Genomic DNA, 23,589 nt, shown 5'->3' with positions numbered 1-23,589 from the left:
CCTTACAGGACGCCGGTAGCCTTGGTCAGCAGCCAGATGCCGACGACCAGCAGGATCGCGCCCACCGCGACGGTCAACCCGAACTGCCCCCACGTTGCGCGGCCGGTGTGGATCTCGGCGTAGCGCGTGTAGGCGTGGTAGCAGACGCCGACGAACATCGAGGCGACGACGAGCAGCGCGATCAGCAGCACGATGTCGTAGCCGTAGTTTTGCAGCGTCTGCATGATGCCGCTGCCGGTGCCGCGCGACGGGTCTTCCAGCGTGGGAAGGTCGGCGAACGACGGCAGCGGCGTGGCGGCGATGCCCAGCGGGATCAGCAGCGCGGCGATGCGCGCGGCGGGCCGCGACGTGGGACGGCGAGAAGTAGCGGGAGCGTTCATGGCGAAGTACCTTTCATGGGGTCAGGACAGGAGGAAAAAGCCCAGCACCAGGTACATCGCGACGAAGCGCACGATGACGCCGAGGAACTGGCGTTGGGTCAGGTGGTGCTCGGCCCAGCCGACATAGGCAGTGCGCATCGCCCACACGCCCCACAGCAGCAGGATGGCGAAGACGAAGCCGAGCACGACGGTGGAGACGGCCCCGGGCGCGAAGCCGCCGTTGGCCGTGAAGGCGGCGACCTGATCGGCGGAAGGCGTCATGACGACGGCGCCTCCTTGGGCGACGTCGCAGGCGCCGCGTTACTGCGCGTGTAGTCACCGGCCAGCGGCACGGGATCACGCGGCTGGGCGCGTTGCGGAACGAGGTAGTCGCGCACGCCGGTGCGCACGCGCTCCAGGTCGGCGCGCAGCCGCGCGTAGTCGAAGTGGTAGCGGGCGCGCTCCTGCGGCGCGGTGGTGGCGGCGTGCTCGGCGAGGCGGTCCAGCAGTTCGAGCTGGCGCGTTACCGCGGCGAGCATCTCGCGCTCCGCAGCGTTGTCGGAGGCGTCAGCGGCGATGGCGGGCTGCAATCCGGCAGCGGCAAGCAGCAGCGCGGCAACACGCACGGCCCAGGGTGCCTCGACGGCGAAGCGCCGAACCTGCGCGGGATTGCGAGTGGTTTCCATCGAGCCGTTCTCCGAGGGATGCGGATGGCTCGATGCTCAAACGGCCGGTCTTCCGGCGCCGCAATCAATCGGAACCGGCCAGCCACCGCTTTCCGCGGCAAACTCCGCTGCAGAGGAAGGAATTTCCCCGATGACGTCGTCTTTAATGCACTACCGTCTGAGTGGAGGTGCAAGTCAAGACGATGATGGTTGTTGCGCTAGTGCTCTACTCCACGGGGAAGAATATCGACCCTTCGCCTGATCTCGGCACCAACTCTGCATACAGAGATCTACGCCCGATGATGACAGCGAGCACTGGCCGCTTGTCCCGACGCTGCGCTGCCAACAAAGTCCATTCAGATCTGTCAAGGCTAGAAGGCTGGGGATGGTCTTCCGGGTGGGTATGCCATTCGCCTAAATAGCGGACAGTTCCCTGACTCGCCGTCCATCGCGACAACGCAATAGCCTCATGACCAAACGGCATCCGCTCGAACAGATAGCGAAACCGCTTGTCCCACGCGGTAGGAACCGTCGCCTGCTCAATGAGCAAATGGGCTCCATGTACAGAACCAAGCAAGAGTCCGCCCGCTTCGCAGTCGGCATCACTAGCCTGGATATGCTGACTGAATGTCTCCAGCGTCTGGGTCGAAAAATGCAGCAACCTGCTCTTGTCGCCAGTTGCCCAGGACCCTAGGAATTGCATAGAGGGCAATCATGATCTCGCAGAGGATCGCAGTCAGGCGTGGCCAGATGATGGGTCTGGTCGATCAGCCGGGTCCGCAATGCAGGAGAGTGGACGCCCTTGACCCAATCAAGGGCCATCTCAGCACCCAAGCTGGCTGCCTGCACCGACACCGAAGCCGGAAATGGCACATACAAGCCCTCGCACCCGTGGCCTGCCAAGATGTTAGGCAGAGCATCAATGGTCGAGCGAAGTTCGCCTCTTCTGTGGCTCTGCCATAGGCATCGGTAGCACGCACCCGATGCGTTCGTTCTCAGGAGCGCACGCACAGCCGTTCCCGGCCCTTCGATCCAAACAGAAAGCATGGGCGTGGGAGCCCTGTAGCGGCCGCACAGCCAATGCCCGAGGGATTCTTCGCCGGTGGCATCGATGAGTAGGTCCAGCTTTCCCAGTTGGGCCTGTCTCACGTCCACGGGGAGCGCATGAACCTCGACGCCTGGCGACAAGCGCTTGAGTTCCTTCGCCATCGCCTCAGCCTTGTTCGACAACAGGTCCGGGAAGCCGAGCCGATGCCGTCCGATGTTCTGTGGAAGGAGGCCATCAAAATCCACCAGCGTGAGTTTCCCTCCGCATGATCCTGCCCCGGCCTTGACCAGCATGTCCGAGAGGTATCCGCCGATCGTGCCGCAACCCACAAGTGCGATTCGTTTCCCCGCCAACGTTTTCGACTTGGGGATGTTGCGCTGGGCCAGATACCGGTCATCGATCCTGATCACTGAGACGGGCATTACCTTCAGCCCAAAACTCGAATCCCTGCGATCAGCAAGCTTGGTCTTTTGACTCACTTGGTGGTCAAAGAGCACGGCAAAGCCGTAGGTCATCAGTGGCGATTCGATGATGATCAGGACGCCATTTGCTTTTTTGCTTTGCCCTTCCTTGATTCGTTCGTGAATCTTGCGCCGACACCGTGGGTCCAGGGTGCTTTGCCAAGCCAAGACGTCCCCCACCGTTTCGGGGGGCCAGTGGCTGGTTAGTGGGCGGGGTTGCGCGGTGGTCTTGACCCGGTATGTCAGCACCGTTTTATCAGTGACCTGGTAGCCGAGTGAATGCAACTTTCTTGTTGTTCGATCTTCGTTGTCGGTGATGAACCAGAGTGGATTCCCATTGGCTTGCGCAACGATACAGTTTTGTCGCCCCAGATCTTCGCCTTGCATGTCCACAAAACAAAGCCAGCCGCTCCAGTAGGCAAAGAACTCTTCGGCGAGATCTTCGATCATCTCGCCCTTCAAGATCTGCCCGAGCACCGCTGCCGCCCGTTGCAGGCACGCCAAGGACTGCCCTACAGGATCGTAGATGTCCAGCACGACAGTTCCCTTGGCCAGATAGCAAAGGCCGCCCTCCGCGCCAAGATGAGGAACTGCATTGGGCAGTTCAGGCGGAATTTCGAGCAGCCGAATGCGAGGCAGGTCGAAGAAGGTAGGGTCGAGCTGAACCTCACATGGAATGCCATCGTCCGCGCCGCACGGGATCAACGGCCCCCTCAGCTTGAACCAGCCGTCGTCCGTCTTGCCGACAAACTCGAAGCCTTGCAGCCTGAAGGCTTCGACCACATCGGAGACCACGGCGACGCTGCTCATCCGGCCTTCGTGCGCCCGACCAATTCGCTCGGACCAGCCGTAGCCGGCGCTGCGGCAATGGTGGCGACAACGGATACCACCTTGACCCGGTCCGGCTCGTTCGGAAAACGCGGACCGAATTCGCCTTGCATCCAGACGCAGGCCTGTGAAGGGCTGCCGGCGTTGGTGGCTCCGCGCAGCACTTTTTCGAATGCTTCGAACGCTTTCGCAGCCTCTTCGACGCCCTCTTTACCAAGGCGTGCAGTAAGCGACTCCGACTCATCAACGGGGTTGTTCACCCCCGCGCGCAGCCGGGCCGGCAATGCCGCGACGACATCCAGCAACGCCAGGTCGTCGCGCCGATCCCGCTTCTCGAATAGCGGAGCCGCAGCGGCCATCAACAGAATCGAAGCCGGTCCACCGCTCGACCACCGCCAATCGCGAAACGCCTTCAAGTAGCGAATCACGCGGCGGAACTGTTCGCCCTTGGCCTCCACCTCGCCCAAAAACCATTCCTTCACAGGCCTGGGGTCGGAGGGCATCCAGTTGCACTCGCGGTGAGCCAGGAGCACTTTATCAGCGGGCAATGCCGTCCAGGCATCCCGCTCTGCCATGTTCACCGCCTCCGTCAGCGAGTCATAGCCGTATCGCTCCATCGAGGCTTTCGCGAGCGTGACGAATTCTTCGTCGGGGATGGCGTACAACGGAATGTCGATGTGGGCATAGGCCGCAATGACAATCCGGATGCATGTCGGCTTGTCGGTGACAAGCTTCCAGTGCTTCTCCTCGACCAACAGCCTCAAGGCTTCTTCAGCAGCTGCAAAGAACACCGTTGTGGCCCTGCTGGGACGCTTCGTCTGCGAGACAAAACTCAACGGCAGATAGCAACCATCATCGACATCCGCCTGCTGGGGCCGTTGTGCCGGGCCGTTCAAGGTCTTGTACGCCCACGATCCTTGCGTGAAGAAGCGTGGCTGCGGCACGTCGTCCGTGTACCCGCGTTCGCGCAGCACGCGCGGAATTCCGGTGCGAAGGCAGTTCCTGACATCATTTCGGGCGCTGGCGATCCAGGCTCGTTGCTCGGGCGACAGATCCAGCTCGTCATGCATGCAGGATTCGTCATCGACGGTGGTAAAGAAAAGCGGGCTCAGGTTCAGCATTCGGCCTCCGGCACATTCTTGTTGGGGCCGTGATAGAAGGTGGGTGCGCCGGCCTGGTGCGCTCGAAACGGTTGGAAAAGAGGGTCGCCAAGCGCGCGCTGCGCTGCATGATTGCCGCGGTCCTTCAGCGTATTCGTGGCGCCGATGGAAACCCGGTCCAGCGCCTTTACGTCCTTGCTTTGATCGGGCGTGGCCTTGTCGTCGATCTGGAAGTAGTTGCTACCCAACGACTGGCGCAGCATGTAGTCCACCGACGACTCCTGGGCAGAGATCACCAGATCGAACAGCCCTCCGCGCCACTTGCCGAATCCGCGGTCGAGGCTGGCGCCGCCACGGACGGTTGCACCGATCGTCATCGTGCCGATGGACAGCACCCGGACCAGTGCATTCTGTTTCGGCGCGAGGAACGTATTGACTTCGTGCAGCCCGAACAGTCCTGGCGCATTGCCGACCAGTCCTCCATCCGCAAAGACGCCACGATCGTTGCGCGCTAGCGGAAAGTAAACGGGCGCAGCGGCGGTCGCCAACGCCACATCCACGATCCTCATGCGGTGGTCCATCTCAAATGAGGGATGGTGAGGCGTTTTGAAGAACTGGCCGCGCCCCGTCGAGTAGTTGACGGCTGGCACGAGAACGCGGTGCTTCAAGTTGCCGATCGTGGCGTCTTGAAAGCGCTCGGTCAGCACGCCCCGCAACCCTGCGGAGTCGTGCTTGGCGGTCAACCAGAAGCCCAGAAGGCGCCGAGCGAGACTTCGGCAACCAAAGATGCGGGAGCCCTGTCGTTCGAACAAGGCTTTGAGTTCAATGGCGGGGATTTCCGCGGCCAGCCCCAAGGCCAGCATCCCGCCTGCAGAGGTGCCGCAGATCAGGTCGAAGTGAGAAGCGATGGGGCGGCCTAGCACGGCTTCAAGCTCGGCAAGAACCGTCGCTGTGTACAAGCCGCGATAGCCGCCCCCAGACAGGGCGAGCACATGGTAGGTGGGCACGCCCATCATGGCACTCAGCCCTTCGGCGGGAAGGAGTCGTTACCGTGGCTGTCCTTGTCACGGATGCGACCGTCCGGACGGTGGATGACCAGTTCGGACTGCTGGTTGCGTGCGATGTCCCGCGCCGCGTCAATGGCCTGCTGCTGCGTATCGTGCACGGAGGTTGCCCGTTGATTGCCGGCACCCTTGACGGCCCAACCGTCCTGGTGAGGAACTACATGCTGATTTTTGCCTGTCATGGCGAATTTCCTAAAGTTGAACCATCGAGACCCCGGCCAGCCGGCCGGGTTGCCAATGACCACCGGTTGAAGCAAAATTCGTTGCTCTTGCAGACAACGGGCGAGTCAAGCCAAATCAACTTGCTGCAGTCGTAGAACTCACTTCTGTTGTCTGGCTGGACAACAATGTATCAGACTTGGTGCCAAGCTGCAAATGGTGGGATTGGTGCCGCAGAACGCAACTGCTTCGGACCGGACACACACCGTTGTCCGCCGCAGCCACAAGGAACGGAACGGATGTCACAAACAGGCCTGGGCGTCGCCCTCAAGACGCTACGCGAGCGCAGAACCCTCTCATTGCGCGAAATCGGTCAACTGTCTTCGGTGGACCATGCCTATGTCCACCGGCTGGAGTCCGGCGAAAAGACAAATCCGTCAGTGGACTTAGTCGAGAAGCTGCTGAAGGTTCTCAAACCAGGTGAAAGAGATGCTGCGCTGGTGATGTGGCTTGTCGACCATGCGGAGGCCGATCCCCGCCTTGTTGAATTCGTGCTGAACGATCCTTCCATCAGCATCGACATCTTTTCGGCTGCAGCAGGCGTGAGGCATCGTGGAAATACAAGGCCCGATCCCGCGACACTGATCGCCCGGATACAGCGAGCATTCGAGGACGAGGATGACTGAATATGGATGAAGCGGATGTCACACAGAAAGCACGGGCCTTTGTTGCGAAGGTTGATGTGTCCGGCATCCGAGAAGACCTGACGCCCTATGTGGTCGCGGCCAACGCCAAAGTCAAGAAAGAGGAGCTTAGTGAGGGGGAGTCCGGCTACACGATCACCAAGCCGAATGGCAAGCACGTGATCACGGTGAATTCGCTGGAGACAGAAGAACGCCAACGCTTCACCATCTGCCACGAAATTGCGCATATCGTCCTTGCGCTGGAATCGAGCCACGAAGAGGTGCCGTCCTGGTCCTATGCGAAGCGGCATCCGAACGAAATCGCATGCGACACTTTCGCCGCCGAGTTGCTGATGCCGTATCAGCAATGGCTATCGCTTGTGCCCAAGGAAGAACCTTCGCTGGAGCTGATCCAGGGCATGGCGGCGCTTTTCAGCACATCATTTCCCGCCGCTGCGTCGCGGTTCGCCTCCCTCAGCGACATCCCTTGCGCCTTCGTCACCATGGAGCGCGGTGCAGTGCGCTACGCGGCACGCTCCACCAGTTTGCGACAGGCTGGGGCTTGGATATCTCCCAGGTCTGCCATTCCTGTCGGCTCTGTGGCTCACCGTCTCCGTTCTTCAGGCAGCAGTGCTGCCGACACAGATGAGGTTGCACAAGACATCTGGTTCGACAACTGGGAAAAGGGCCTCGATCTCTGGGAACTCTCCAGGCACTACGCACGTACTGACACCACGACCTCGCTGCTCTGGTTCGACAGCGACGATTTACCTGAGGTCGAAGTGAACCGCTTCGGTGTACGCGTCGAGGACGACGGTGGCTTGGCTGAACTCACTGGGCAGCTACCGTGGCCGGGACGCAGCAGGCGCCGCTGAGGCCATTTGCGTTCGTGTGTCTGAGTGGCCACATGGCCTCGAAGATGTAGGGTGGATGCAGTGTCAAAGGTCAAAAGATGTTTGGTGTCGATGAGTCGCCATGAAGAGTGAGACGGAGATTATCTTGAACCGCTTTCACAGATACTTCTTGAACGTCGCCGACGCGATGCACACCGCGACGCCGAGCAGCGCCGCGCTGGGCAGCAGGATCAGCAGCGGATGCACGCTGACCGGCAGCGCGAGGTAAGTGACCCAGGGCAGCACCGCCAGCGGCATCAGGCTGGCTCTCGCCCGGTGGTAGACGAAGCCCGATTCGCGGCCGGCGCCGAAGCCGCGCACGTCGCGGCGCACGAGCCCGTCCACCAGGCCGGTGAAGGCCGCCATCAGGAACAGCGGCAAGGTCAGGACCAGCACCAGCAGCCGCACGAGGAACACCAGCACTGTGTACGCCGAGGCGATCAGGTAGCTCTCGACATGCACGTAGAGCTGACCGATGTAGTAGCGGAAGTCCTGCGCCTGGCTGCGCGCGCCGGCACGCGATTGCGCCGCCGCGTCGCGTATCCAGTCCAGCAGGCCCGTTTTCACGAACAGTCCTTGGTAGGCCCACTCGACGAGCTGGAGGGCGCTGCGCCCCGGCTCCTGCACCAGCACGCTTTGCGTGAAATGCTCCGAGACCTGCGACAGCTCGTAGTTCAGCATGCCCTGCGCATGGCGCCAGCCCTGCTCGGGCCAGAAGAAGTGCATGCCGATGCACTCGATCGCGATGCACAGCACCAGCGAACCGGCCAACACCCCGAACAGCCGGAACGGCAGCGTGATGAGGCCTGCGATCAGGCCCTGCTGGCGAACCTGCTGGCGCTGGACGGCGACGGCGGGGTCGCTCATGCCGTGGCCCCTTCATCCGCGCTGGCCATCTGCTTGAAGTCGGCGAGCAAGTCGTCGGGCAGTGCTTGGTCCTGCAGTCCGGGAAGCCCATTGTTGTCCCACCAATCGCCGGCCTCGACGTAGTGCTGGCGCATGTAGCCGGCCAGCTCCTGCAAATCCTTGGGCATGGCCTCGTCGGGGTCGGGCGCCGGCAAGGGCATGCGCACCTTCCAGAGGTGCCCGCCCTCGATCAGTGCAAAGCACTGGCCCTTGGGCAGCCCGACCACGTGCGCCGGTTCAATCAGCGGCACGCTGTTGCTGCTGATGCGGTCCTGCGTGTTGGAGGTGAAGGCGGTGTTGCCGGTCGGGTCCGAGCTGTCGGTGGCGCCGCTCATCACCGTCGTCGTGTAGACCTCGACCTTGGGCAGTTGCCGCGTCAGCAGTTCGGCCGTGGCGGTCTCGCGCACGCGCAGCATGAACAGGTTGTTGAAGTTGCCCACCACCTGGCCCGCCTTCGCGCGGTTGCCGATGCGTGCCTCGATGTCCGAGAGGGTCTGCGTGTAGGCCGTGACCTGGACGCCCGCGCCGCCGCCCTTGTTGACCATGGGTATGAACTCGTCGCCCATGAGTTCGTTGAACTCGTCGGCATGGACGTTGATGGGCACCTTGATGCCCGTCGCGGCACCCGGCAGGCCGTCGTCGATGCCGAACTTGTAGATGTGACCCGCGACGGATACGAGGTCGGAGAACATCGAATTGCCGACCGCCGCCGCGACTTCCGCGTCCGACAGTGCATCGAGGCCGACATAGACCACGGCCCGCTTCCTGATGATCTGCATCCAGTCGAAGATCGGGCGTGGGTCGGCGAGGTCCGAATAGTTCGGCGCCAGCAACTGCGCGATCTTGCCGGTGGTCAGCTTCTCCAGCAGCGGTAGGAGCGATGCGACGATCTTGTCGAAGTACGTCCTGTCGTAGCGCACCGCGCTGCGCAGGCCGTCGAGCACAGGGTCGTAGATGCGCACCTGCGACAGGTACTGCTCCAGCGCGACGACGCGCTTCTCGCGGCCGATCATGTTGCGCGGGATGTTCTTGTCGTTCAGCTTGGCTTCGAGCTGGACGATGACCTCCCAGGCCTTGGGCTCGTTCCGGGCGAAGTAGTGCTGGGCGTACTCGATGAACAGCGCATCGATGTTGATGACATGGCGCTGGATCAGCAGGTAGTCGGGCCGCTGCCCCAGCTCGACCAACGCCCGCGCGATGATGTTGACGAAGCGCCAGGCGAACTCGCGGAACGCCGCGCTGTTGCCTTCACCGGAAAGCTGGCCGGCGATGCGCGTGGCAACTTCCGAGATGCGTCCGAAGCGGCCCACCGCGTTGTAGCGGGCGCTGATGTCCGGCCAGCCCAGGTGGAAAACGTAGAACTCGCCTTCGCGTCCGGCGCGCTTGGCCTCCACGTACATGCGCTTCAACAGATCCGCATCGCCCTTGGGATCGAAGACGATCACGACCTCGTGCTGTCCATTGACCTTGCGCCGGATGTCCTGCGTGATGAACAGCTCGGCCAGGCGGGTCTTGCCGACGCGCGTGGTGCCTAACACCAAGCTGTGGCCGACGCGCTCGGCCAACGGCAGGGTGACGTCGACCTCGTGCGGCTCGATGCCGTGCAGCCGCGGCAGGCCGCCCACCGGCGGCAGCGGCCGCGCCGGGTTCAGCGGGCTGTCCCAGGCCAGGGCCTTCGCCATCTTGGACAACGGGTACGGCGCGAACTCCAGGCGCTCTTCCATGCGCCGTGCCATCCGATAGATTGCCGTCGGCTCCACGTAGCGACGGAACTCCGACCGATACGTCTGCATCAGTCGGTGCGTGTGACGCTGGTCCCAGTGGAAGCCCCGGCCGACGAACAGCCGCTGCTGGCTGACCGGCACGTCGCGGCTGGTCATCACGTAGCGCGGCAGGCGCCGGATGTTGCGCCGGTAGCGCAGGATGGCCCAGGCGTCGCGAAAGCGCAGCGCGCCGAAGGTGAGGAAAGCGAGCGCGCTGCCCAGGCCCAGCAAGGGACTCAGCGCGAGCGACCACGGGGCCACCAGGCACAGAAACGCGGCGCCCGCACAGACCGCGACGGTGTATAGCTCCACCGCTGGCCGCAGCAAGACTTCGACGGCTTGGGACTGGGGCATGGCGGGTGCTTCACGTCACGTCAGGGCTCGATGCCGGTGGCGGTGATCAGCACCGGGTAGTGCTTGAGCCCCAAGCGCTGCGCCAGCTCGTCGCCCGAGGCCGGCGACAGCATCAAGCCCGGTGCGAGGCGACGCAACGCGGCCAGGGCTTCGGGCGTCGCCACGTTGACCACCAAGCCCACGGCGCGTAGCGCCTGCAAGTCCTTGCCCCGTCGTTGGAGCCAGGCTCGTGAGCGGTCGTCGTCGCCGATCAGGAACAGCGGCGTCAGGCCCGGCGCGCGGATCACGCGGCGCGGCTCGTCGCCGGGTGTCAGCCGCATCGAGCGCACCGGCAGCATGGCCGCCTCGGCTTCGGCCGGGCCGCCAATGCGCGGCTTGGTTTGCGGCGTGGCTGGCTGACCGGGCTGCGCATCCTGCGGATTCAAGGCCCGGTAGTACGGCAGCGCCGAGGTGCCGCCTTTGTCCTCGACCACGATCAGCGGCGGGGAACTGTTCTTGGTAACGGGGCCGCGGTCCTGCGCGTCTGCGGTGGTGGCCAGCAGCGCCGCAGTCGCGGCGACGAGGATGCGGTTCATGGCATGGGACTCCGGGCAGAGGGAAGTGAGGCTCCCGGCCCGAGCACGCGGGTCAGGTGCTGGTGGACGCTGCGGCGGTAACGGGCGGCGGGCGCCCCGCCCGCGGGGCGGTGGTAGCGGCCGATGGCGACCAGCCAGTCCTCGCCCGGCGTGTGCTGCTCCTGCAGGATTTCCGCGGCGATGGCGAGGTTGCGGTATGGGTCGAGCAGCTCGCAGGGATGCGCGTAGCGGTGCGCGTGGTAGCCGAGGTTGACCTGGCCGAGGCCGGCGTCGATGCGGTTGACCGGCGTGCGGGCGAGCGCCCGGCGGATGCCGGCGCAGGCCTCGGCCCGCGTGGCATAGCGTTCGGCGCGGCCGGCGACGTTGAGCGTCCACGGCCACGGGATCAGCCGGCCGCGCAGCCGGGCGCCGCTCTCCTGCAGCGCCACCGCATACAGCACCGGCGACGGCACGCCCGCCTGCTGGGCGGCGAGCTGGTAGGCGGGTGGTGGCACCTCCTGGCCGAAGACGATGGCGGCATGGGCGCTGAGGCCGAGGACCAAGGCCGCGCAGCCTGCACGGCGGGTTACTGCCGCTGCCATTGGCCGTTGACCTCGCGCACCACGGCGGGCAGATCGCCGGGCAGGCCGAGCGACAGCCAGCGCCCGGCGTCATGGTTGAGCGTGATGGTGCGGGAGCGCACGCGGCCGGCGTCGATGCCGGCCTGCGTCGCCCACTGGCGGATGCGGGCGTCCTCCTGGCGGCTGCCGACCATGTAGAGGTCGAAGGCGGTGCCGGCCACCTGCAGCTGGCGCACGCGCTGCTCGCACGACGGGCACTCGGCCTTCACGAAAACCGCCAGCCGGCCCGAGCCCCGGTTGCCGGCGCCCGGCGCCTTCGCACCCGGCATGTTCACGCGCTGCTGTCCCGGATAGAGCCGCTTCCACGCCGCGTCGTAGGCCCGCTGGTAGGCCAGCGTCTTGCCCACGCGCTTCGATTCCGCCTGCACCTGCAGCTCCGCATAGCGGTTGCGTTCCTCGTCGCTGCGCGCCTCGATGCCCAGCGCCGTGAGCGGATCGAGGTTCGGGGAATAGATGCCCAGCGGCCCCTGCATCAGTTGGCGGTAGCGCGCCCACTCATCGGAGCGCAGGCCCCAATCGCGCGCCAGCCGTTCGTCCAGCGCGGCGTCGCTGCTGTTCTGAATCTGGGCGGGCACCGTGCGCGAGGACGCGACCGGCGCCGACTGTGCCGAGGCCGTGCCTGCCGTTCCTGCGACAGCGGCGAGGATGGCGGCGAAGCAGATCGCGGCGTGCTTCATGGCCGGCTCCTACGGCAGCGCGAGGCGCTGGGTCTGTCCATCCACGCGGAACACGGCGGCGCGCGCCTCGATCGCCAGCAGATGCCACGCGCCCACGGCATCGCCTTCGCGCAGCAGCCACACGTCCAGCACCGACGACGCCTTGGGTGCCGCCACCGACAGGAAGCGCTCGCCGCCGCGCAGCTCCACGCCCACGACGTTGAACGGCGGTTCGGGCACCTTGGGCTTGGCCGGCTCGGCGGTGCGCCGGGGTGCCGCGGCAGGCGCGGCGGTTCGCTTCATGCGAGCTTCGAGGTCGCCCATGCGCGCCTGCAGCGCCTGCAAGTCGCCGGCATGGGCGTCTGCGCCCTGGGTGTGCTCCACCTGTGCCAGGCGTTCGTCCAGCAACTTGCGGGCGGCCTCGAAGTCGGGTTGGGTGACGGGCTTGGGCTGGTTCTTCGAGGCCGCCGCCTGCTGTTCGAGTTCGGCGACGCGCGTGTTGAGCGCCTGCACGTGGGCATCCTGGGCGCTGGCCTGGCTTTGCTCGCTCAGGCGCGACAGGCCCACGCTGTTGACCACGGCCAGGATGCTCACGAGCAGCAGCCATGCGGCCGCTGTGATCTTCAACCAGCGCGCGCGGCCGGCGTTCTCGTCGGGAAGCTGCGGGATGGTCATGGCTGGGCCTCCTGGGGCACGTGGGAATCGGCGGGTTCGGCGGCCGGCGCGCTCGGTGCCGGAGCCGCGGGAATCGGGCTTGCGCTCGGCGCACGCGCAGTCGTCACGCGCGTGAAGCACACCGCGCGCGAAGCGTCATCGACGGACAACTCCCAGGCCGGGCCGGCGAGTGCCAGCAAGGCATCGCGCAGCGGCAGCGGCCCGAGCCGCAGGTGCGCCGCCGGCAGCGGCAACGCGTACAGCGCGGTCGCCTCCGTCGCGTCGCAGAGCCGGTAGCCGGTGCGCAGCAGCACGTGCCGAAGGGCATCGCCGACGCTCGCGTCCAAGATCGGCGGAATCGAAATCTCGATCACCTGTCGCAGCAGGTCGCGCTGTGCCGGTTCCGGCACCATCTCGACCAGCGTGTAGCGCCCGTAGCGGGCCACCGGGATCAGGCCCGGCTCGGGCTCCGGGGCGATGGTTCTGACCAACACCGCAGGCTCGGGGAGCGAGTCATGGACAGTGGGAGGGCTCGTCGTGCCCGTGGCGGCGCAGCCGGTGATGAGCACGCAGCCGGCCAGCAAGGCAGGCACAGCCAAGCGGTGAGCGACGCAGGTGAGTGGTTGCATGGGGCAATTCCCTGGAACACGGAGCCCTCACCATCGCCGCCGCGAAGCGTTCGGGCAGCAAACAAAGGGAACTGGCAGGCGCCCGACTTCATCGCGCGCCATCGATGCACGGAAAAAAGAAGCCGGCGCCCCGAAGGGCAGCCGGCGTGGGTGGGTGGATCAGGCCGCGACGAGTTGCCGGGCCAGTGCCACCTCGACGGAATCACCGTCCTGGTTCAGCACGTCCAATCCCGACTCGGGCACGTCTCCCGACGTGCTCTGCGAGACCATGATCTTTCGCGCCATCAGCCCCAGGCAGGTCATCTGCGAGGAAGCCGCGTAGCCGAGGTAGATCACGCGAACCGGCAGCTTCTGGCCGATGCGCCATGAGCGCCGGGCCGCCTGCTGCAGGCTGTAGACGTTGTAGCCCGACTGCATGAACACGATCGTCGGAAACTCCAACAGGTCCAGGCCGGTTTTCACCAGCTCGGGGTTCGTGATCAGCACGTCGATGCCGCGGTCCAACTGCTCGGCGATCCAGTCCTCGCGGCGGGAGGCATCCACGCTTGCGCGCAGCACCGCCACCTTGAAGCCTTCCTGCTCCAGCAGCACCTTCAAGCGCGACGTGGTGTCGCGCGTGCCGGTGTAGACCGAATAGACCAGCGTCTTGCGACCCGCAGCCTTCTCCTGCTTGCAGATCTCGATCAGCTCGCGCTCCTTGGGCATCACCTCCAGCTCGTTGAACTGAGCCGGAACGAAGGCCAAGGTCTGGCGTGTGCGCGGGTGCACCACCGTCTCCGACCGGAAGCAGCAATCCGGCCAGGCCAGCAGCACGTTGAGGACCACACCGAGCAGCGTCGTGTCGCGCTTGGCCAGCGCCTGTTTCAGCGCCGAGGTCAGACGAAACGACAGATCGCGATAAGCCGCGGCTTGCGCCGTGTCCATCGCCACCTCGCGGAACTCCTCGTCGTAGGACGGCAGCACGTTGCCGCCGATGTCCTTCAACTTGAGGAATACCGTGAACGGCAGGACGCAACGCAGCACGCCCTTCGGGCCGAAGCCCGGCGCCTTGACCGTGCGCACCGAGACCTTGCTGCCCTTGGCCGTCTTGTGCGCCGTGCCCGTGCTCTCGGAATAGATGTCCTTGAGGATGCCGTGATCCCTCATGAACGCCATCGCGGCCGAGGTCATGCTGCCGCTCTTGGTCGGGCGGTAGCCGTCTTCGATCATTCGCCCAGGCAGGGCTCGGAACAGCAGGTGGAACAGGTCGTCGCCGTAGCCGCCCATCAGCGTGCCAGTGAGCAGCAAGGCCTTGCGCGCCTTCGCTGCGAGCACGCCCATGGCCTGGCCTTGGGCGCTACCGCCGTTCTTGTACTCATGCGCCTCGTCGGCGATGAGCAGGTCGAACGTGCCTTGCGGCAAGTACCTTTTGATGAATTCGCTGGGCTGATACCCGCCCTCGCCGAAGCCGAACTCCATGTTCGCCATCGCCCGCTCCATGCGGTGCGCCTGACGATCCGAGAACACCAGCTCACCGTTGGCATCCATGAGGTTGATGAACTCGTGGATGTTGTCGCCCAGCATTGAGGCCAGGAAGCCGTCGCCGAACTTCTTCATCAGCTTATGCGCCGTGACCTCTCCGATGGTCGGGATGCGCTGCAAGGCTTTGAAGACGGCCGTGGACTGGTCGCTGGCGGACAGGCTCCGCGGTCGCATCAGCGTCCACAGCGGTGCGGCGCAATGGCTGCACCGGCGGCGGTAGTCCTCGGCTTCGAGTTCGACCGGGTTGATCGGCTCGCCGTCGAGATTGGTGATGACCTGGCCGCAGTCCGGGCATGCGCCCACTTCGCCGTGCCGCGTGCGCCGCACGTTGAAGACGGGCTTCCAGTGGAAACCCATGCGCATCCGCACGCGACCGAGAACGTAGAACTCCTGGCCGCGTACCGGCACGCCCAATTGCTCGCGCAGTTTGATGAGCTTGACCAGCGTGTCCGGGCCATTGAGCACCCAGACCTTGGCGCCGGCCACCGTCTCCTGGATTTCCCGGCGCCATTTGTAGACCAGGTGAGGCGGCGAGAGGATCAGCGTGCGGCGATAGCCTTCGGCGTGCAGCACGGCCGCCGTGGCGATGCCGACCGTGGTCTTGCCGCAGCCCATCTCGCCATTGACGATCGCGGCGCGTTCGCCGCGGTCGGCCAGCAGCTCGGTAACGGCATGCACCACCTCGGCCTGCGCGCCGAACAGCTTGCGCTTGAGACTGGCCAGCACGAGCTGGCGATGCGGCCGGGCCTGGCCGGTGTAGACGGGAGGGTTGGCGCGGTTGAGCGAGTCCAGCAGCTCGTCGCCGAATTCGGCAACGAAATCCTGAAGGCTCATCGCCAGGGGAGAAGCAGTCGCTTCGAGCACGTCGCTCTGGACGGGCGTGCCATCAGCGGCGGGAACGACTTCGGTATCGAGGGACATGGTGATGCTCCAAAGAAGATGGGGCATGCACCTCCCCCTGCGGGGCGATGGCATGCCCCGGGGTGGGAAGAGAAGAACGGCGCGAAGCCGCAGTGGAAGAACAGATCGACGGCGACCGTCAGGGAACAGCGATCAGCGGATGGTCAACACCTCGCCGCAGGTCGGCGAGCCTGGTGTCATGTCCCAGGCACGGATGACCGGCACGAACTTGTCGGTCAGGATGCGCGTCTCGGCCACGGAACCGTCGTCGCGCTCGGTGTACTCCGTGTGCAAGGTCTTCTCCTTGTGGGTGTCGCCTTTGACGACGAGCACGCGGCCCGTCTTGGACTTCACCACTCCGGAGATCGCACCTGCGGCGAGTGCCAAGGCGAGATGCCAATGCGATAAACCTCGCGCCGGGGACCGCAGCGACTGCTGCGCGGCGCCCAGGTGCGTGTCGAGCGTCGGCCAGAGCCCTTGCAGTCGGCCGACTTCCTCGGCGAACTGCTCGGGCTCCATCGTCACGCGGTAGAAGTGCTCCGGCTCGGCCGTGGCAGGCACCGTGTAGGGCAGGAACGGCCATTCGACTGGCAGCTCTTCCGCTTCGGCGTCGCCAAGACCTATCTGCAGCAGCAGCGCGCGCGTGGCCTTGACAGACTCCGATGCCTGGTCGCGCTGGCGAACCTTGCGACCGAAGATCACGACCTGCTTGAACTGCGTGTCCACCGCGCGGTAGATGCGCAACTCGGCGAAGTGCCGGGTCAGCCATCCGACCAGCTCGGCGTCGAGCACGTAGTGCGGGACGATGTAGATCAGCACGCCGCCGTACTGCAACAGCGGCAGCGCCTTCTGATAGAACAGCTTTTCCAGCCGAGCGCGGCCCTGGCCCTGGTAGCCGACGTTGCCGTTGGTGTCCTTGGACAGGTCGCCATACGGCGGGTTGAGCCACAGCAGGCCGAAGCTCTGCCGGCTGATCAGTGTGTCCATCAGGTCGCCGTGGATGCAGCGATCGACCAGTTGCCGGGCATGGCGTGCGCGCTCGGCCTCGTACTCGACGGCGAAGGCCTGGACCTGCTCGCGCCCGAGGGCGTGCGCGGCTTCGGCGATCGCCACGCCTTCGCCGGCGCAGGGATCGAGGATGCACAGCGGCCCGGCCGAGGCCTCGGCGGGCGCCAGTGCGGTGAGTGCTCTTTCGAGCGTGGGTTCATCCGTGGGGAAGTACCCGTTCTTGACGAAGTTGCGGGCGAGCCGCGGGAACATGAGGGCCATGGGAATCTCCTGGCATTGAAGATGAAGGGATGCGGACATGCGCGCGTGCATGTCCGGTGAAGGAACCTCAAGCCACCGCTTCGAGCGGTTGCGCCGAGGGGGTGCGGCTGGCGGGTGCGCCGCCGACGAGCGCGCCGCTGCGGATCAGGCCGCCCAGCACCTCGGTCAGCGTCGGCACGTCGATGGCGAGCCGATGGCCTTCCAGAGGCCCGAGGGCGAACGGCAGGCGCGTCAGCATCGACTTCGCCTGCAGCAGTTCCAGTACGCTGTCGCGCCAGGGATCGAGAAGCGGCAGCGGGCACGTGTCCCGCACCAGCGTCCACAGCCGGTCGAGCCGGTGCGTGGAATCGCGAGGCAGGAGCGCCAGTGCGCTGGCGTTGGCCTTGTCGGGTTTGACGCAGCGCCGATCGAACAGCCAGATGTTGGTCAGCGAGCCGAACAGCGTGCGCCGGTAGGCGCGTGCGCTGCGTTTCTCCAGGTTCTCGACGTTGCCGACGAAGACCGGGATGCTGGCGCCCTGCTCGGTGATGACGTGGAACTGATCCAGTCCCTGTTCGTCCCGGCCCAGGGTGAGGCGGGCCAGGAATTCCTGGACGGCGGTGTCGCGCGCCCAGAGGGAGATGAAGACCAGGTTGCCGTTCTCGTCACCGACGACGCCATCGGCCATCAGGTCGGGGCATTCGTCGATGCGATAGAGCGTCTTGGGGGAAGAAGGTGCAGGCATGGTGATGTCCTCGAAGTGAGCGGAGACAGCACCAACCGCGAGGGCAGTCACTGCCCCAGGGGGATGGAAGAAGACGCGGTGAGCGTCGTGGTGAAGAATCAGACCGTGCGTCGCAACGCACCGTAGCCTTGAAGGTCTGGACTACCTGGGCATGTTGTCGGCAACGCCGACGGACATGGGACATAGCCTGCGCCAAGGTGCGCCTACAGCGGGAGCGGAAAACCGACCCAGCGTCCAACCCTGTTTGCGCTGGCGCATCGCCCGCGGCCTGGAAGGACGGCCATAAAAGAAAACCGCCCCGGGAACACCGAGGCGGCAAAGATGACTGCTTGGCTCAGGGAGGAAAAGCCAGGGAGGTATGCAGTCGAACCGCAATTTTCGCGGCGGCAGCGAATTGCCGCATTAGGGTTACACCGAACCAAACTGAACGTGGTGCGCTGGCAGCACAGCGCCGCCAAAGAAAAAGCGGACCATGCCGCGAGGCACGATCCGCTTGTGGGTCAGGCTTTGAGCTGACGCAGGCCATCCGCGAGCAGCCAAAGCGCCCGGTTGAGCCGGACGTTCTGGTCGATGCCCTGAACGGGTCGCGTGCGCTGCTGGCGCCCGTTGGCGGCACGGCCAGTCAGGCCGCCCTTGACCAGGTTCTCCTGAACCCGGTTGAAGACCGACCAAAGATCGGCACGGTTGTCGTCGAAACGACGAGGCCGCAGGATCTGCGTCTCCGTGATGGGCAAGGCCTTGCCCGACTCGTCGTACTTCAAGGTCAGCGCCGACCTGGCGAAGACTTCGGCCTCGCCGTCGTCGAGGGTGATGACGCGCATGGCGTCGCGCGAGTCCTGCACGCGCTCGAAGCCGTGCAGCACCTCGTAGGCGCCTTCGATCACGTGATCGGTGACGTTGCCCTTGTGGGGCACGCGCACGTCGGCGAAGGTGTCGCCGCACACCAGGCCGTTGTGGCAGACGAATCTGAACATGCCCGCGAGCATCTGGTAGCTGCTGGTGCCGTCGTGCGAGTTGAGCAGGATGATCTCGTTCGCCTCGGCGCCGTTGATCTGGCTGGCGTGGCGAAGGCGCAGCATGTGCTTGGTGTAGTCGCGGCGATCCTCGTGTCGCACGCGGGTCTGGCACACCATGAACGGCTGGAAACCTTCTCTGCGCAGTTCGGTCAGCACAGCCGCCGTGGGGATGTAACTGTACCGTTCGGAGCGGCTTTCGTGCGGGGTGTCCGCGAAGATGGATGGGGCCACGGTGCGAATCTGATCGTCCGACAACGGATGGTCGGCGCGCAGCACCGGGGAACGAGGGGCGAAGCGAGATGCGAGTTGCATGATGATCTCCTTGCGGAATGGAGCAATCGGCATCCAGCGGCCGAGGCCGGATGCGTGCGATTGCGTAGGACGAAGAAAAGCCCTGCTGAACAGGGCCTGATGAAAGGGATGAAGAAGTGCGCCGCGTGAAGGCCGGCCTATGGGTTCGGAACCGGCTCCCAGCCGCGGCTGTGCGGGTTGAAGCAAAGCGCTTCCTGGCCTTTGAGGATCGGCGTGAAGCCGTCGAGAAAGACGTGTCGCAGGTACAGCGCGCGGTAGGTCAGTGCCTGCCACGCCTGTTCTTCGCTCAGGCCGTTGGCGATGAAGTGCTCGCGCAGTTCGTCGTCGTCGGAAACCTCGTTGTTGGCCAACTGGTCTTCGACGAAGCGAAGCAGCTCGGGCGGCAAGGACGACATGAGGGTGTCCATGTTCGCCTCAGTCGGTGGCTGCATCGCCGGCCGCTTTGCGCGTCGGCTGCTGGTGGAAGGCATGCACCCTTGCGCGCCAGGTGGCGCAGCGCTGCGGCGCCATGTCGAGATAGCGCAGCGGGCACGAGTAGTAGTACGGGTGCTCGGCCTCGACCAGGAACTTGTAGCCCCATTCGCGGCCCTCGCTTTCCAGCAGATGGCAGCCGATCAAGGTGGCCGACTCGCCGGGTGCGAGACCCAGGACGCCGGCCTGCTTGGCGGTGACGCGCGCCACCGTCCACAGCACGTTGCCGACCAGCGTGTGGTCGATGACCTCACTGCGCGACCGCTCGGTTTCCTCGGTTGCGGTCAGCTCGCGGATCAACTGATCGCGCGTCAATCGAACGAATGTCCAGCCCATGGAATGACTCCTGTGAGAAAGGGCCGGAGTCCTCCCGCCGGGGAAGGAGCCCCGGCGGGTGGTGGAAAGCCGCAGGCATGCGGCGTGAAATGGCGATGGGATCAGACCCTGGTGAGGTGCCAGTCCTGGGACAGCGGAGCGAACTCGTAGCCCAGGTCGCCGAGGCGGTCGCGCTGCTGACGCAGCACGCGCCGATCCACGGTGGCATCGAGCTTGACGACATCGCCCAGCGGCCAGAGTGTGCCGAACAGCGCCGCGTCGCCGTCGTCGTCCGCATGGGCCGTAGCCTCGGCAGACGCAGCAGCCGGCTCGCTGCCGAACGGCGTGGTATCGACCAGCGGGTCGCGCGAGCTGCGCGCCTTCTTCCGGCCGGCCGCCTTGGGGGCGGTCGTCGGCGTCGGCGTGGCGGTCTGCGCTTCCTCGTCGATCGGATCGACTTCCTGCGGACTCAGCCGGCGGGCGTCGTCACGGCTCAGGGCGTCGATGTTGGACAAAGTCATCCCACCCAGGAGGGCGCGGATCTCAATGACCATGCGGCCGTTGGCGGTGTACGTGGACGGGCGAATCTCCGCGATGGCGAAATCGCCCTCGTACTTGCCTTCGGCGTACTGGTCGAGTTCGGCGTTCTTCACGACGAACTCGCCGATGGAGGTCGCAAGGCGCCCGACGTTGAAGTCGCCGTTACGGCCGTGGATGGTCTTGATGGCCAATTGGCCGGGAATGGTGATCATGAAGAACTCCTGCGGACGAAGCTGCGATCACGCACACGGCCGTCATGGCGACGGTCGCATGCGCACGCGAGTGGGAGAAGACAAAGCCCCGGACTCAATTCAGAGTCGGGGCCTTGCGGATCAGAACGACTCGGCAACTTCCAATGCAGGCGCATCGGCAGTGGCTTCGTCGGCAGCTTCGGCGGCGGGCCTGGCGGGCTCGAACGCAGCGGCTTGCGGCTCAGCGAACGTCGCGGGGACATCCGTGTTACGCACGTCGCGTTCGTCGCGCTGGTCGGCATCGGTCGGCTTGGGCTCGGCCTTGTAGACGAGCTTGCCGTCGACCTTGATCCAACTGACGAACAGCAGGCGGGCCTTGAAGCTCACCCCCTGCTCGCCGGCACGCTTGCCCTTGGAGTAGGTGAAGGTGTCGGCCCACAGGTCGCCCAGACGGAAGCCGATCATCACTTTCTTCTCGGCATCGACCGCTTGGATGCAGCGGCGCACGAGGTGCTGCGCTTCGGAGCCCGAGACGCGCGTGTCGAAACGCACGTAGGCCACGTCATCGCTGGGGCCGTTGAGCGCCGCGATGTCGCAGGCCAGGAACGCATCGCCTTTCTTGGGCTTCACTTCGCGGATGCGATTGAGATACCCGAGTCCGGTGATGTGCAGGTCGAAGTAGGACTTGTCGGTGGAAGTGGTCATGGTGAATCTCCTGAGAACAATGAGGCGGAGACACACCCGACCCAAGGCGGGGAAGGTGTGGAACCCCCGCGTGGGTTGAAGGAACAGCTTGGGTGGCATCACCATCGGGAGAACCGATGGCTGTTCGCGCTGGGATGCCGGAGCGAACTGGTTGATCAACGCGGTCGGAACCGCGTCGCAGTCTTGAAGATCGAGACTGCCTGGGCATGCTGCTGACGGGCGTCAGCGGAACATGGCGGCAGCGTGGCGCCAGGCGCGCGCCCGCGCGAGCGGCAATCGGCACCGGCGGCTGTCCGCATTAGTGGCACCCTCTCGCCACCGGGTTGGGCAGGTACTGCCGCTTGCGGACCAGCATCTCGAAGGGCTCGCCCGCGCGGCTGGCGGTATCGAAGTCCACCACCACGAAGCCCGGTTCGATGGGCCGGTACTCCAGCCAGTGGATCGGCACTTGCCAGTGCTCGGCGCAGTCGCGCACGAAGCGCAAGGTGGCTTCCACTTCTTTTCCGGTGTTGGCGAAGCAGACGACGGCATCTGCGGGCAGGCCGCCGTTGGCTTGCAGCACGCGCCAGAGCATGTACGCGCTGGTGCGGCCGCCGCTGAAGCTGATGCAGGTCGGTTGCTCGATCTTGAACGGGTCTCGCATGCAGGCGTCACCAGGCGGTGGCACCGGCAGATGCCGGCGTGAGCGGCCCGAGCCGGACTGGAGACGAGCGCGTGCGATGCGGCCATGGGCCGCGGCACGAGATAAAGAGAAGCCCCCGTGAAGGGGGCTGGGAAGCAGTACGGTCAGTGGCCGGCCGGTGCAGCGGATACCGCCTGCATCGACAGGTGCGTGACCGTGGCCGACACTTCGAGGTCGTCCTCGCTGTGCAGGATACGGGTGAGGACCCGTTCCTGCAGGGCGAAGAACTCGCCGAAGTCGTCGCCGCCGAATTCGGCGCGCGCCAGTTCCCACCAGTCGTCGAACGCATCGACATCGGGGTTGCAGCCCACGGCGTAGGCGATGGTCTTGCGCCGCCCATCGGGCCGGCTCTCGCCGTGCTCGGCCATGAAATACACGCCCTGGTCCTTGACCAGGATGACGCGGCACTGGTTGGCCGCCGCCTCGGCAAGCACGGGCCGAAGCTCGGTGCCTTTGAATCGAACAGTCATGGAAGTGGTCTCCAACGGTGAAGGAAGAAGGTTTCCCGCCGCGAGGACGGGAAGCCGCTTGGGGACGTGAGGGGATCAGTGCTGGACGGGCTTGCGACCGGACAGGCGCTGTACGCGGATGAGGCGCCAGCTCCCGTCGTCGATCAGCCGCTCCAGCACCTGGCCCAAGGTGTCGAAGAACACTTCATCGACCCGCTCGACCAGCTCGCCTTCGCGATGCAGCTCCACCGCGTAGGTGTCGAGGCCGCGTTCGTAGAGCACGGTGACGCGCCCCTGGAACTTCGCCGAAGCGACGGTGAAGCCGATGGCCGGCGGCGTGGCGATGATGTTGCTGGGGCTCGGATCGACCACCGTGAAGTCCCGCGCGCCGGCATCCACCAGCAGGTGCGTGATGCGGCGGAATCCATCGGGCGCGGGCAACTGCTCCAGTTGGTGGATCAGCTCCTGCAGCTCGGGGCACTGCGGCTCGGGGATCGGCAGCTTGGCCGGCGCGGAACCCAGGATGAGCCGCTTCACCGTGTACGGCTGGCCGTCGGCGGTGAACTCAGTGCTCTCCTCGGGCGTATCCGCGCGCAAGCCGTCGAAGCGGCGCCGCGCATACGGTTCGACCTGCACCTTGGCGCCTTCGTCGGGCACGTCGGTGACGAGGGCCTTGTCGAGCACCGCGAACTCGGCCCGCCCCGTCTTGACGACGATGGCCTCGTCGGTGGTGGCGATGACCTTGCCCTCGAAGGGCTTGGGATCAACGTGGAAGCCCAGCGTCGAAACCTTGGGCTGGCCGTCGAAGATGTTGAACTTGAAGCTGCGGACGTTGGAAGGCACGTGGCCGCGAACCAGCGTCGGCATCTGTGCGCGGATGGCTTGGGTATCCATGGAAGACTCCTTGTGGCAACCAAGGGACTTCCGCCCGCAAGGGAGGTGTGTCCCTTGGGGGTGAGGTGGATGGACGCGACATGCGCCCGGAGAAGGAATAGCAACCAGCACGGCGAACCGTGCCGCAGCCTCGAAGGTCTCGACTGCCTGGGCATGCTTGCCGGCAACGCCAGCGAACATGCG

At 65.2% G+C, this 23,589-nt stretch carries 27 protein-coding genes and 1 pseudogene; 2 read left to right on the top strand and 26 right to left on the bottom strand.

Annotated elements, in window-relative coordinates:
* Positions 1 to 2: 2 nt before the first annotated feature.
* From N5D30_RS09580 to N5D30_RS09545, 8 genes are all read right to left on the bottom strand, one after another.
* Complete coding sequence (locus N5D30_RS09580; protein ID WP_003454787.1) at positions 3 to 380, bottom strand: TIGR03745 family integrating conjugative element membrane protein; 378 nt, start codon at positions 378 to 380, stop codon at positions 3 to 5.
* A gap of 21 nt (positions 381 to 401) precedes the next feature.
* On the bottom strand, positions 402 to 641 hold the full coding sequence (locus N5D30_RS09575; protein WP_003454790.1) for a TIGR03758 family integrating conjugative element protein: 240 nt from the start codon (positions 639 to 641) through the stop codon (positions 402 to 404).
* Entirely contained in the window at positions 638 to 1,045 is a 408-nt protein-coding gene (locus tag N5D30_RS09570; protein ID WP_004265602.1) for an RAQPRD family integrative conjugative element protein, read from the bottom strand. Before N5D30_RS09570 ends, N5D30_RS09575 begins: the two co-directional genes overlap by 4 nt.
* Before the next feature lie 205 nt (positions 1,046 to 1,250).
* Complete coding sequence (locus tag N5D30_RS09565) at positions 1,251 to 1,727, bottom strand: Mov34/MPN/PAD-1 family protein (protein ID WP_003454794.1); 477 nt, start codon at positions 1,725 to 1,727, stop codon at positions 1,251 to 1,253.
* Positions 1,715 to 3,343, bottom strand: coding sequence for a ThiF family adenylyltransferase (locus N5D30_RS09560; protein ID WP_279908771.1), 1,629 nt, complete (start codon positions 3,341 to 3,343; stop codon positions 1,715 to 1,717). Before N5D30_RS09560 ends, N5D30_RS09565 begins: the two co-directional genes overlap by 13 nt.
* Positions 3,340 to 4,482, bottom strand: coding sequence for a cyclic GMP-AMP synthase DncV-like nucleotidyltransferase (locus N5D30_RS09555; protein ID WP_003454798.1), 1,143 nt, complete (start codon positions 4,480 to 4,482; stop codon positions 3,340 to 3,342). Before N5D30_RS09555 ends, N5D30_RS09560 begins: the two co-directional genes overlap by 4 nt.
* Positions 4,476 to 5,477, bottom strand: coding sequence for a CBASS cGAMP-activated phospholipase (locus tag N5D30_RS09550; RefSeq protein ID WP_003454800.1), 1,002 nt, complete (start codon positions 5,475 to 5,477; stop codon positions 4,476 to 4,478). The genes N5D30_RS09555 and N5D30_RS09550 overlap by 7 nt, the downstream gene beginning before the upstream one ends.
* A gap of 5 nt (positions 5,478 to 5,482) precedes the next feature.
* A complete protein-coding gene (locus N5D30_RS09545; protein ID WP_003454802.1) occupies positions 5,483 to 5,707 on the bottom strand; it encodes a DUF2188 domain-containing protein in 225 nt (74 codons plus the stop codon).
* Between the two features lie 276 nt (positions 5,708 to 5,983).
* Between N5D30_RS09545 and N5D30_RS09540 the strand changes: the two genes are divergently transcribed.
* Together N5D30_RS09540 and N5D30_RS09535 are read left to right on the top strand one after the other, a co-directional pair.
* Positions 5,984 to 6,370 (top strand): helix-turn-helix transcriptional regulator, encoded by a 387-nt coding sequence (locus N5D30_RS09540; RefSeq protein ID WP_003454804.1) that lies wholly within the window; start codon positions 5,984 to 5,986, stop codon positions 6,368 to 6,370.
* 2 nt (positions 6,371 to 6,372) lie between these two features.
* Complete coding sequence (locus N5D30_RS09535) at positions 6,373 to 7,242, top strand: ImmA/IrrE family metallo-endopeptidase (RefSeq protein WP_003454806.1); 870 nt, start codon at positions 6,373 to 6,375, stop codon at positions 7,240 to 7,242.
* A gap of 135 nt (positions 7,243 to 7,377) precedes the next feature.
* On the opposite strand, the gene N5D30_RS09530 is transcribed toward N5D30_RS09535, so the two are convergent.
* The 18 genes and pseudogenes from N5D30_RS09530 to N5D30_RS09445 all read right to left on the bottom strand — a co-directional run bounded on the left by N5D30_RS09530 (position 7,378) and on the right by N5D30_RS09445 (position 23,406).
* Positions 7,378 to 8,127 carry a TIGR03747 family integrating conjugative element membrane protein gene (locus tag N5D30_RS09530; RefSeq protein ID WP_004265580.1) on the bottom strand — a complete coding sequence of 250 codons (750 nt, stop codon included), beginning with the start codon at positions 8,125 to 8,127 and terminating at the stop codon, positions 7,378 to 7,380.
* On the bottom strand, positions 8,124 to 10,283 hold the full coding sequence (traD, locus tag N5D30_RS09525) for a type IV conjugative transfer system coupling protein TraD (protein WP_004265579.1): 2,160 nt from the start codon (positions 10,281 to 10,283) through the stop codon (positions 8,124 to 8,126). Before traD ends, N5D30_RS09530 begins: the two co-directional genes overlap by 4 nt.
* Positions 10,284 to 10,303: 20 nt before the next feature.
* Positions 10,304 to 10,858, bottom strand: coding sequence for an integrating conjugative element protein (locus N5D30_RS09520; RefSeq protein WP_004265578.1), 555 nt, complete (start codon positions 10,856 to 10,858; stop codon positions 10,304 to 10,306).
* Positions 10,855 to 11,439, bottom strand: a complete 585-nt coding sequence (locus tag N5D30_RS09515) for a transglycosylase SLT domain-containing protein (protein ID WP_016451647.1) — start codon at positions 11,437 to 11,439, stop codon at positions 10,855 to 10,857. The genes N5D30_RS09520 and N5D30_RS09515 overlap by 4 nt, the downstream gene beginning before the upstream one ends.
* Entirely contained in the window at positions 11,424 to 12,155 is a 732-nt protein-coding gene (locus N5D30_RS09510) for a TIGR03759 family integrating conjugative element protein (RefSeq protein ID WP_004265574.1), read from the bottom strand. Before N5D30_RS09510 ends, N5D30_RS09515 begins: the two co-directional genes overlap by 16 nt.
* Positions 12,156 to 12,164: 9 nt before the next feature.
* Entirely contained in the window at positions 12,165 to 12,809 is a 645-nt protein-coding gene (locus N5D30_RS09505) for a hypothetical protein (protein WP_004265569.1), read from the bottom strand.
* Positions 12,806 to 13,417, bottom strand: a complete 612-nt coding sequence (locus N5D30_RS09500; RefSeq protein WP_016451646.1) for a PilL N-terminal domain-containing protein — start codon at positions 13,415 to 13,417, stop codon at positions 12,806 to 12,808. The genes N5D30_RS09505 and N5D30_RS09500 overlap by 4 nt, the downstream gene beginning before the upstream one ends.
* A gap of 159 nt (positions 13,418 to 13,576) precedes the next feature.
* Complete coding sequence (locus tag N5D30_RS09495; protein WP_016451645.1) at positions 13,577 to 15,859, bottom strand: helicase-related protein; 2,283 nt, start codon at positions 15,857 to 15,859, stop codon at positions 13,577 to 13,579.
* Positions 15,860 to 15,991: 132 nt separating this feature from the next.
* Positions 15,992 to 17,107, bottom strand: a complete 1,116-nt coding sequence (locus N5D30_RS09490; RefSeq protein ID WP_004265560.1) for a DUF6094 domain-containing protein — start codon at positions 17,105 to 17,107, stop codon at positions 15,992 to 15,994.
* Positions 17,108 to 17,174: 67 nt separating this feature from the next.
* Positions 17,175 to 17,831 (bottom strand): hypothetical protein, encoded by a 657-nt coding sequence (locus N5D30_RS09485; RefSeq protein ID WP_004265557.1) that lies wholly within the window; start codon positions 17,829 to 17,831, stop codon positions 17,175 to 17,177.
* 500 nt (positions 17,832 to 18,331) lie between these two features.
* Entirely contained in the window at positions 18,332 to 19,159 is an 828-nt protein-coding gene (locus tag N5D30_RS09480) for a DUF932 domain-containing protein (protein ID WP_004265548.1), read from the bottom strand.
* Positions 19,160 to 19,296: 137 nt separating this feature from the next.
* Positions 19,297 to 19,566, bottom strand: coding sequence for a hypothetical protein (locus N5D30_RS09475; protein WP_003454871.1), 270 nt, complete (start codon positions 19,564 to 19,566; stop codon positions 19,297 to 19,299).
* Between the two features lie 7 nt (positions 19,567 to 19,573).
* The gene (locus N5D30_RS09470) at positions 19,574 to 19,966 is read right to left on the bottom strand and encodes a hypothetical protein (RefSeq protein ID WP_003454873.1); all 393 of its coding nucleotides are present in this window, start codon (positions 19,964 to 19,966) and stop codon (positions 19,574 to 19,576) included.
* A gap of 101 nt (positions 19,967 to 20,067) precedes the next feature.
* Positions 20,068 to 20,697, bottom strand: a complete 630-nt coding sequence (locus tag N5D30_RS09465) for a DUF3275 family protein (RefSeq protein ID WP_003454876.1) — start codon at positions 20,695 to 20,697, stop codon at positions 20,068 to 20,070.
* A 120-nt stretch (positions 20,698 to 20,817) separates the two neighbouring features.
* A complete protein-coding gene (locus tag N5D30_RS09460; protein ID WP_003454879.1) occupies positions 20,818 to 21,381 on the bottom strand; it encodes an STY4534 family ICE replication protein in 564 nt (187 codons plus the stop codon).
* Positions 21,382 to 21,685: 304 nt separating this feature from the next.
* Positions 21,686 to 22,024, bottom strand: a pseudogene (locus N5D30_RS09455) (Nin-like protein); the annotation flags it as partial.
* A 143-nt stretch (positions 22,025 to 22,167) separates the two neighbouring features.
* Entirely contained in the window at positions 22,168 to 22,533 is a 366-nt protein-coding gene (locus N5D30_RS09450) for a DUF3085 domain-containing protein (protein ID WP_003454886.1), read from the bottom strand.
* Positions 22,534 to 22,608: 75 nt separating this feature from the next.
* A complete protein-coding gene (locus N5D30_RS09445; protein ID WP_003454887.1) occupies positions 22,609 to 23,406 on the bottom strand; it encodes a hypothetical protein in 798 nt (265 codons plus the stop codon).
* Positions 23,407 to 23,589 lie beyond the last annotated feature (183 nt).

The sequence above is a fragment of the Pseudomonas sp. GD03875 genome, from assembly GCF_029840585.1.
Taxonomy (GTDB): domain Bacteria; phylum Pseudomonadota; class Gammaproteobacteria; order Pseudomonadales; family Pseudomonadaceae; genus Aquipseudomonas; species Aquipseudomonas paralcaligenes.
The sequence above is the reverse complement of the archived record's forward strand: the minus strand, read 5'-3'. Positions and strand labels throughout refer to the sequence as shown.

Coding starts and splice junctions, on each gene's coding strand:
- N5D30_RS09530 (WP_004265580.1), bottom strand. CDS start 8,127: ATGAGCGACCCCGCCGTCGCCGTCCAGCGCCAGCAGGTTCGCCAGCAG.
- N5D30_RS09500 (WP_016451646.1), bottom strand. CDS start 13,417: ATGCAACCACTCACCTGCGTCGCTCACCGCTTGGCTGTGCCTGCCTTG.
- N5D30_RS09550 (WP_003454800.1), bottom strand. CDS start 5,477: ATGATGGGCGTGCCCACCTACCATGTGCTCGCCCTGTCTGGGGGCGGC.
- N5D30_RS09560 (WP_279908771.1), bottom strand. CDS start 3,343: ATGAGCAGCGTCGCCGTGGTCTCCGATGTGGTCGAAGCCTTCAGGCTG.
- N5D30_RS09535 (WP_003454806.1), top strand. CDS start 6,373: ATGGATGAAGCGGATGTCACACAGAAAGCACGGGCCTTTGTTGCGAAG.
- N5D30_RS09465 (WP_003454876.1), bottom strand. CDS start 20,697: ATGATCACCATTCCCGGCCAATTGGCCATCAAGACCATCCACGGCCGT.
- N5D30_RS09490 (WP_004265560.1), bottom strand. CDS start 17,107: ATGGCCCTCATGTTCCCGCGGCTCGCCCGCAACTTCGTCAAGAACGGG.
- N5D30_RS09445 (WP_003454887.1), bottom strand. CDS start 23,406: ATGGATACCCAAGCCATCCGCGCACAGATGCCGACGCTGGTTCGCGGC.
- traD (WP_004265579.1), bottom strand. CDS start 10,283: ATGCCCCAGTCCCAAGCCGTCGAAGTCTTGCTGCGGCCAGCGGTGGAG.
- N5D30_RS09480 (WP_004265548.1), bottom strand. CDS start 19,159: ATGCAACTCGCATCTCGCTTCGCCCCTCGTTCCCCGGTGCTGCGCGCC.
- N5D30_RS09545 (WP_003454802.1), bottom strand. CDS start 5,707: ATGACAGGCAAAAATCAGCATGTAGTTCCTCACCAGGACGGTTGGGCC.
- N5D30_RS09510 (WP_004265574.1), bottom strand. CDS start 12,155: ATGAAGCACGCCGCGATCTGCTTCGCCGCCATCCTCGCCGCTGTCGCA.
- N5D30_RS09575 (WP_003454790.1), bottom strand. CDS start 641: ATGACGCCTTCCGCCGATCAGGTCGCCGCCTTCACGGCCAACGGCGGC.
- N5D30_RS09505 (WP_004265569.1), bottom strand. CDS start 12,809: ATGACCATCCCGCAGCTTCCCGACGAGAACGCCGGCCGCGCGCGCTGG.
- N5D30_RS09570 (WP_004265602.1), bottom strand. CDS start 1,045: ATGGAAACCACTCGCAATCCCGCGCAGGTTCGGCGCTTCGCCGTCGAG.
- N5D30_RS09555 (WP_003454798.1), bottom strand. CDS start 4,482: ATGCTGAACCTGAGCCCGCTTTTCTTTACCACCGTCGATGACGAATCC.
- N5D30_RS09450 (WP_003454886.1), bottom strand. CDS start 22,533: ATGACTGTTCGATTCAAAGGCACCGAGCTTCGGCCCGTGCTTGCCGAG.
- N5D30_RS09470 (WP_003454873.1), bottom strand. CDS start 19,966: ATGGGCTGGACATTCGTTCGATTGACGCGCGATCAGTTGATCCGCGAG.
- N5D30_RS09580 (WP_003454787.1), bottom strand. CDS start 380: ATGAACGCTCCCGCTACTTCTCGCCGTCCCACGTCGCGGCCCGCCGCG.
- N5D30_RS09495 (WP_016451645.1), bottom strand. CDS start 15,859: ATGTCCCTCGATACCGAAGTCGTTCCCGCCGCTGATGGCACGCCCGTC.
- N5D30_RS09520 (WP_004265578.1), bottom strand. CDS start 10,858: ATGAACCGCATCCTCGTCGCCGCGACTGCGGCGCTGCTGGCCACCACC.
- N5D30_RS09515 (WP_016451647.1), bottom strand. CDS start 11,439: ATGGCAGCGGCAGTAACCCGCCGTGCAGGCTGCGCGGCCTTGGTCCTC.
- N5D30_RS09460 (WP_003454879.1), bottom strand. CDS start 21,381: ATGACCACTTCCACCGACAAGTCCTACTTCGACCTGCACATCACCGGA.
- N5D30_RS09485 (WP_004265557.1), bottom strand. CDS start 17,831: ATGCCTGCACCTTCTTCCCCCAAGACGCTCTATCGCATCGACGAATGC.
- N5D30_RS09475 (WP_003454871.1), bottom strand. CDS start 19,566: ATGGACACCCTCATGTCGTCCTTGCCGCCCGAGCTGCTTCGCTTCGTC.
- N5D30_RS09540 (WP_003454804.1), top strand. CDS start 5,984: ATGTCACAAACAGGCCTGGGCGTCGCCCTCAAGACGCTACGCGAGCGC.
- N5D30_RS09565 (WP_003454794.1), bottom strand. CDS start 1,727: ATGCAATTCCTAGGGTCCTGGGCAACTGGCGACAAGAGCAGGTTGCTG.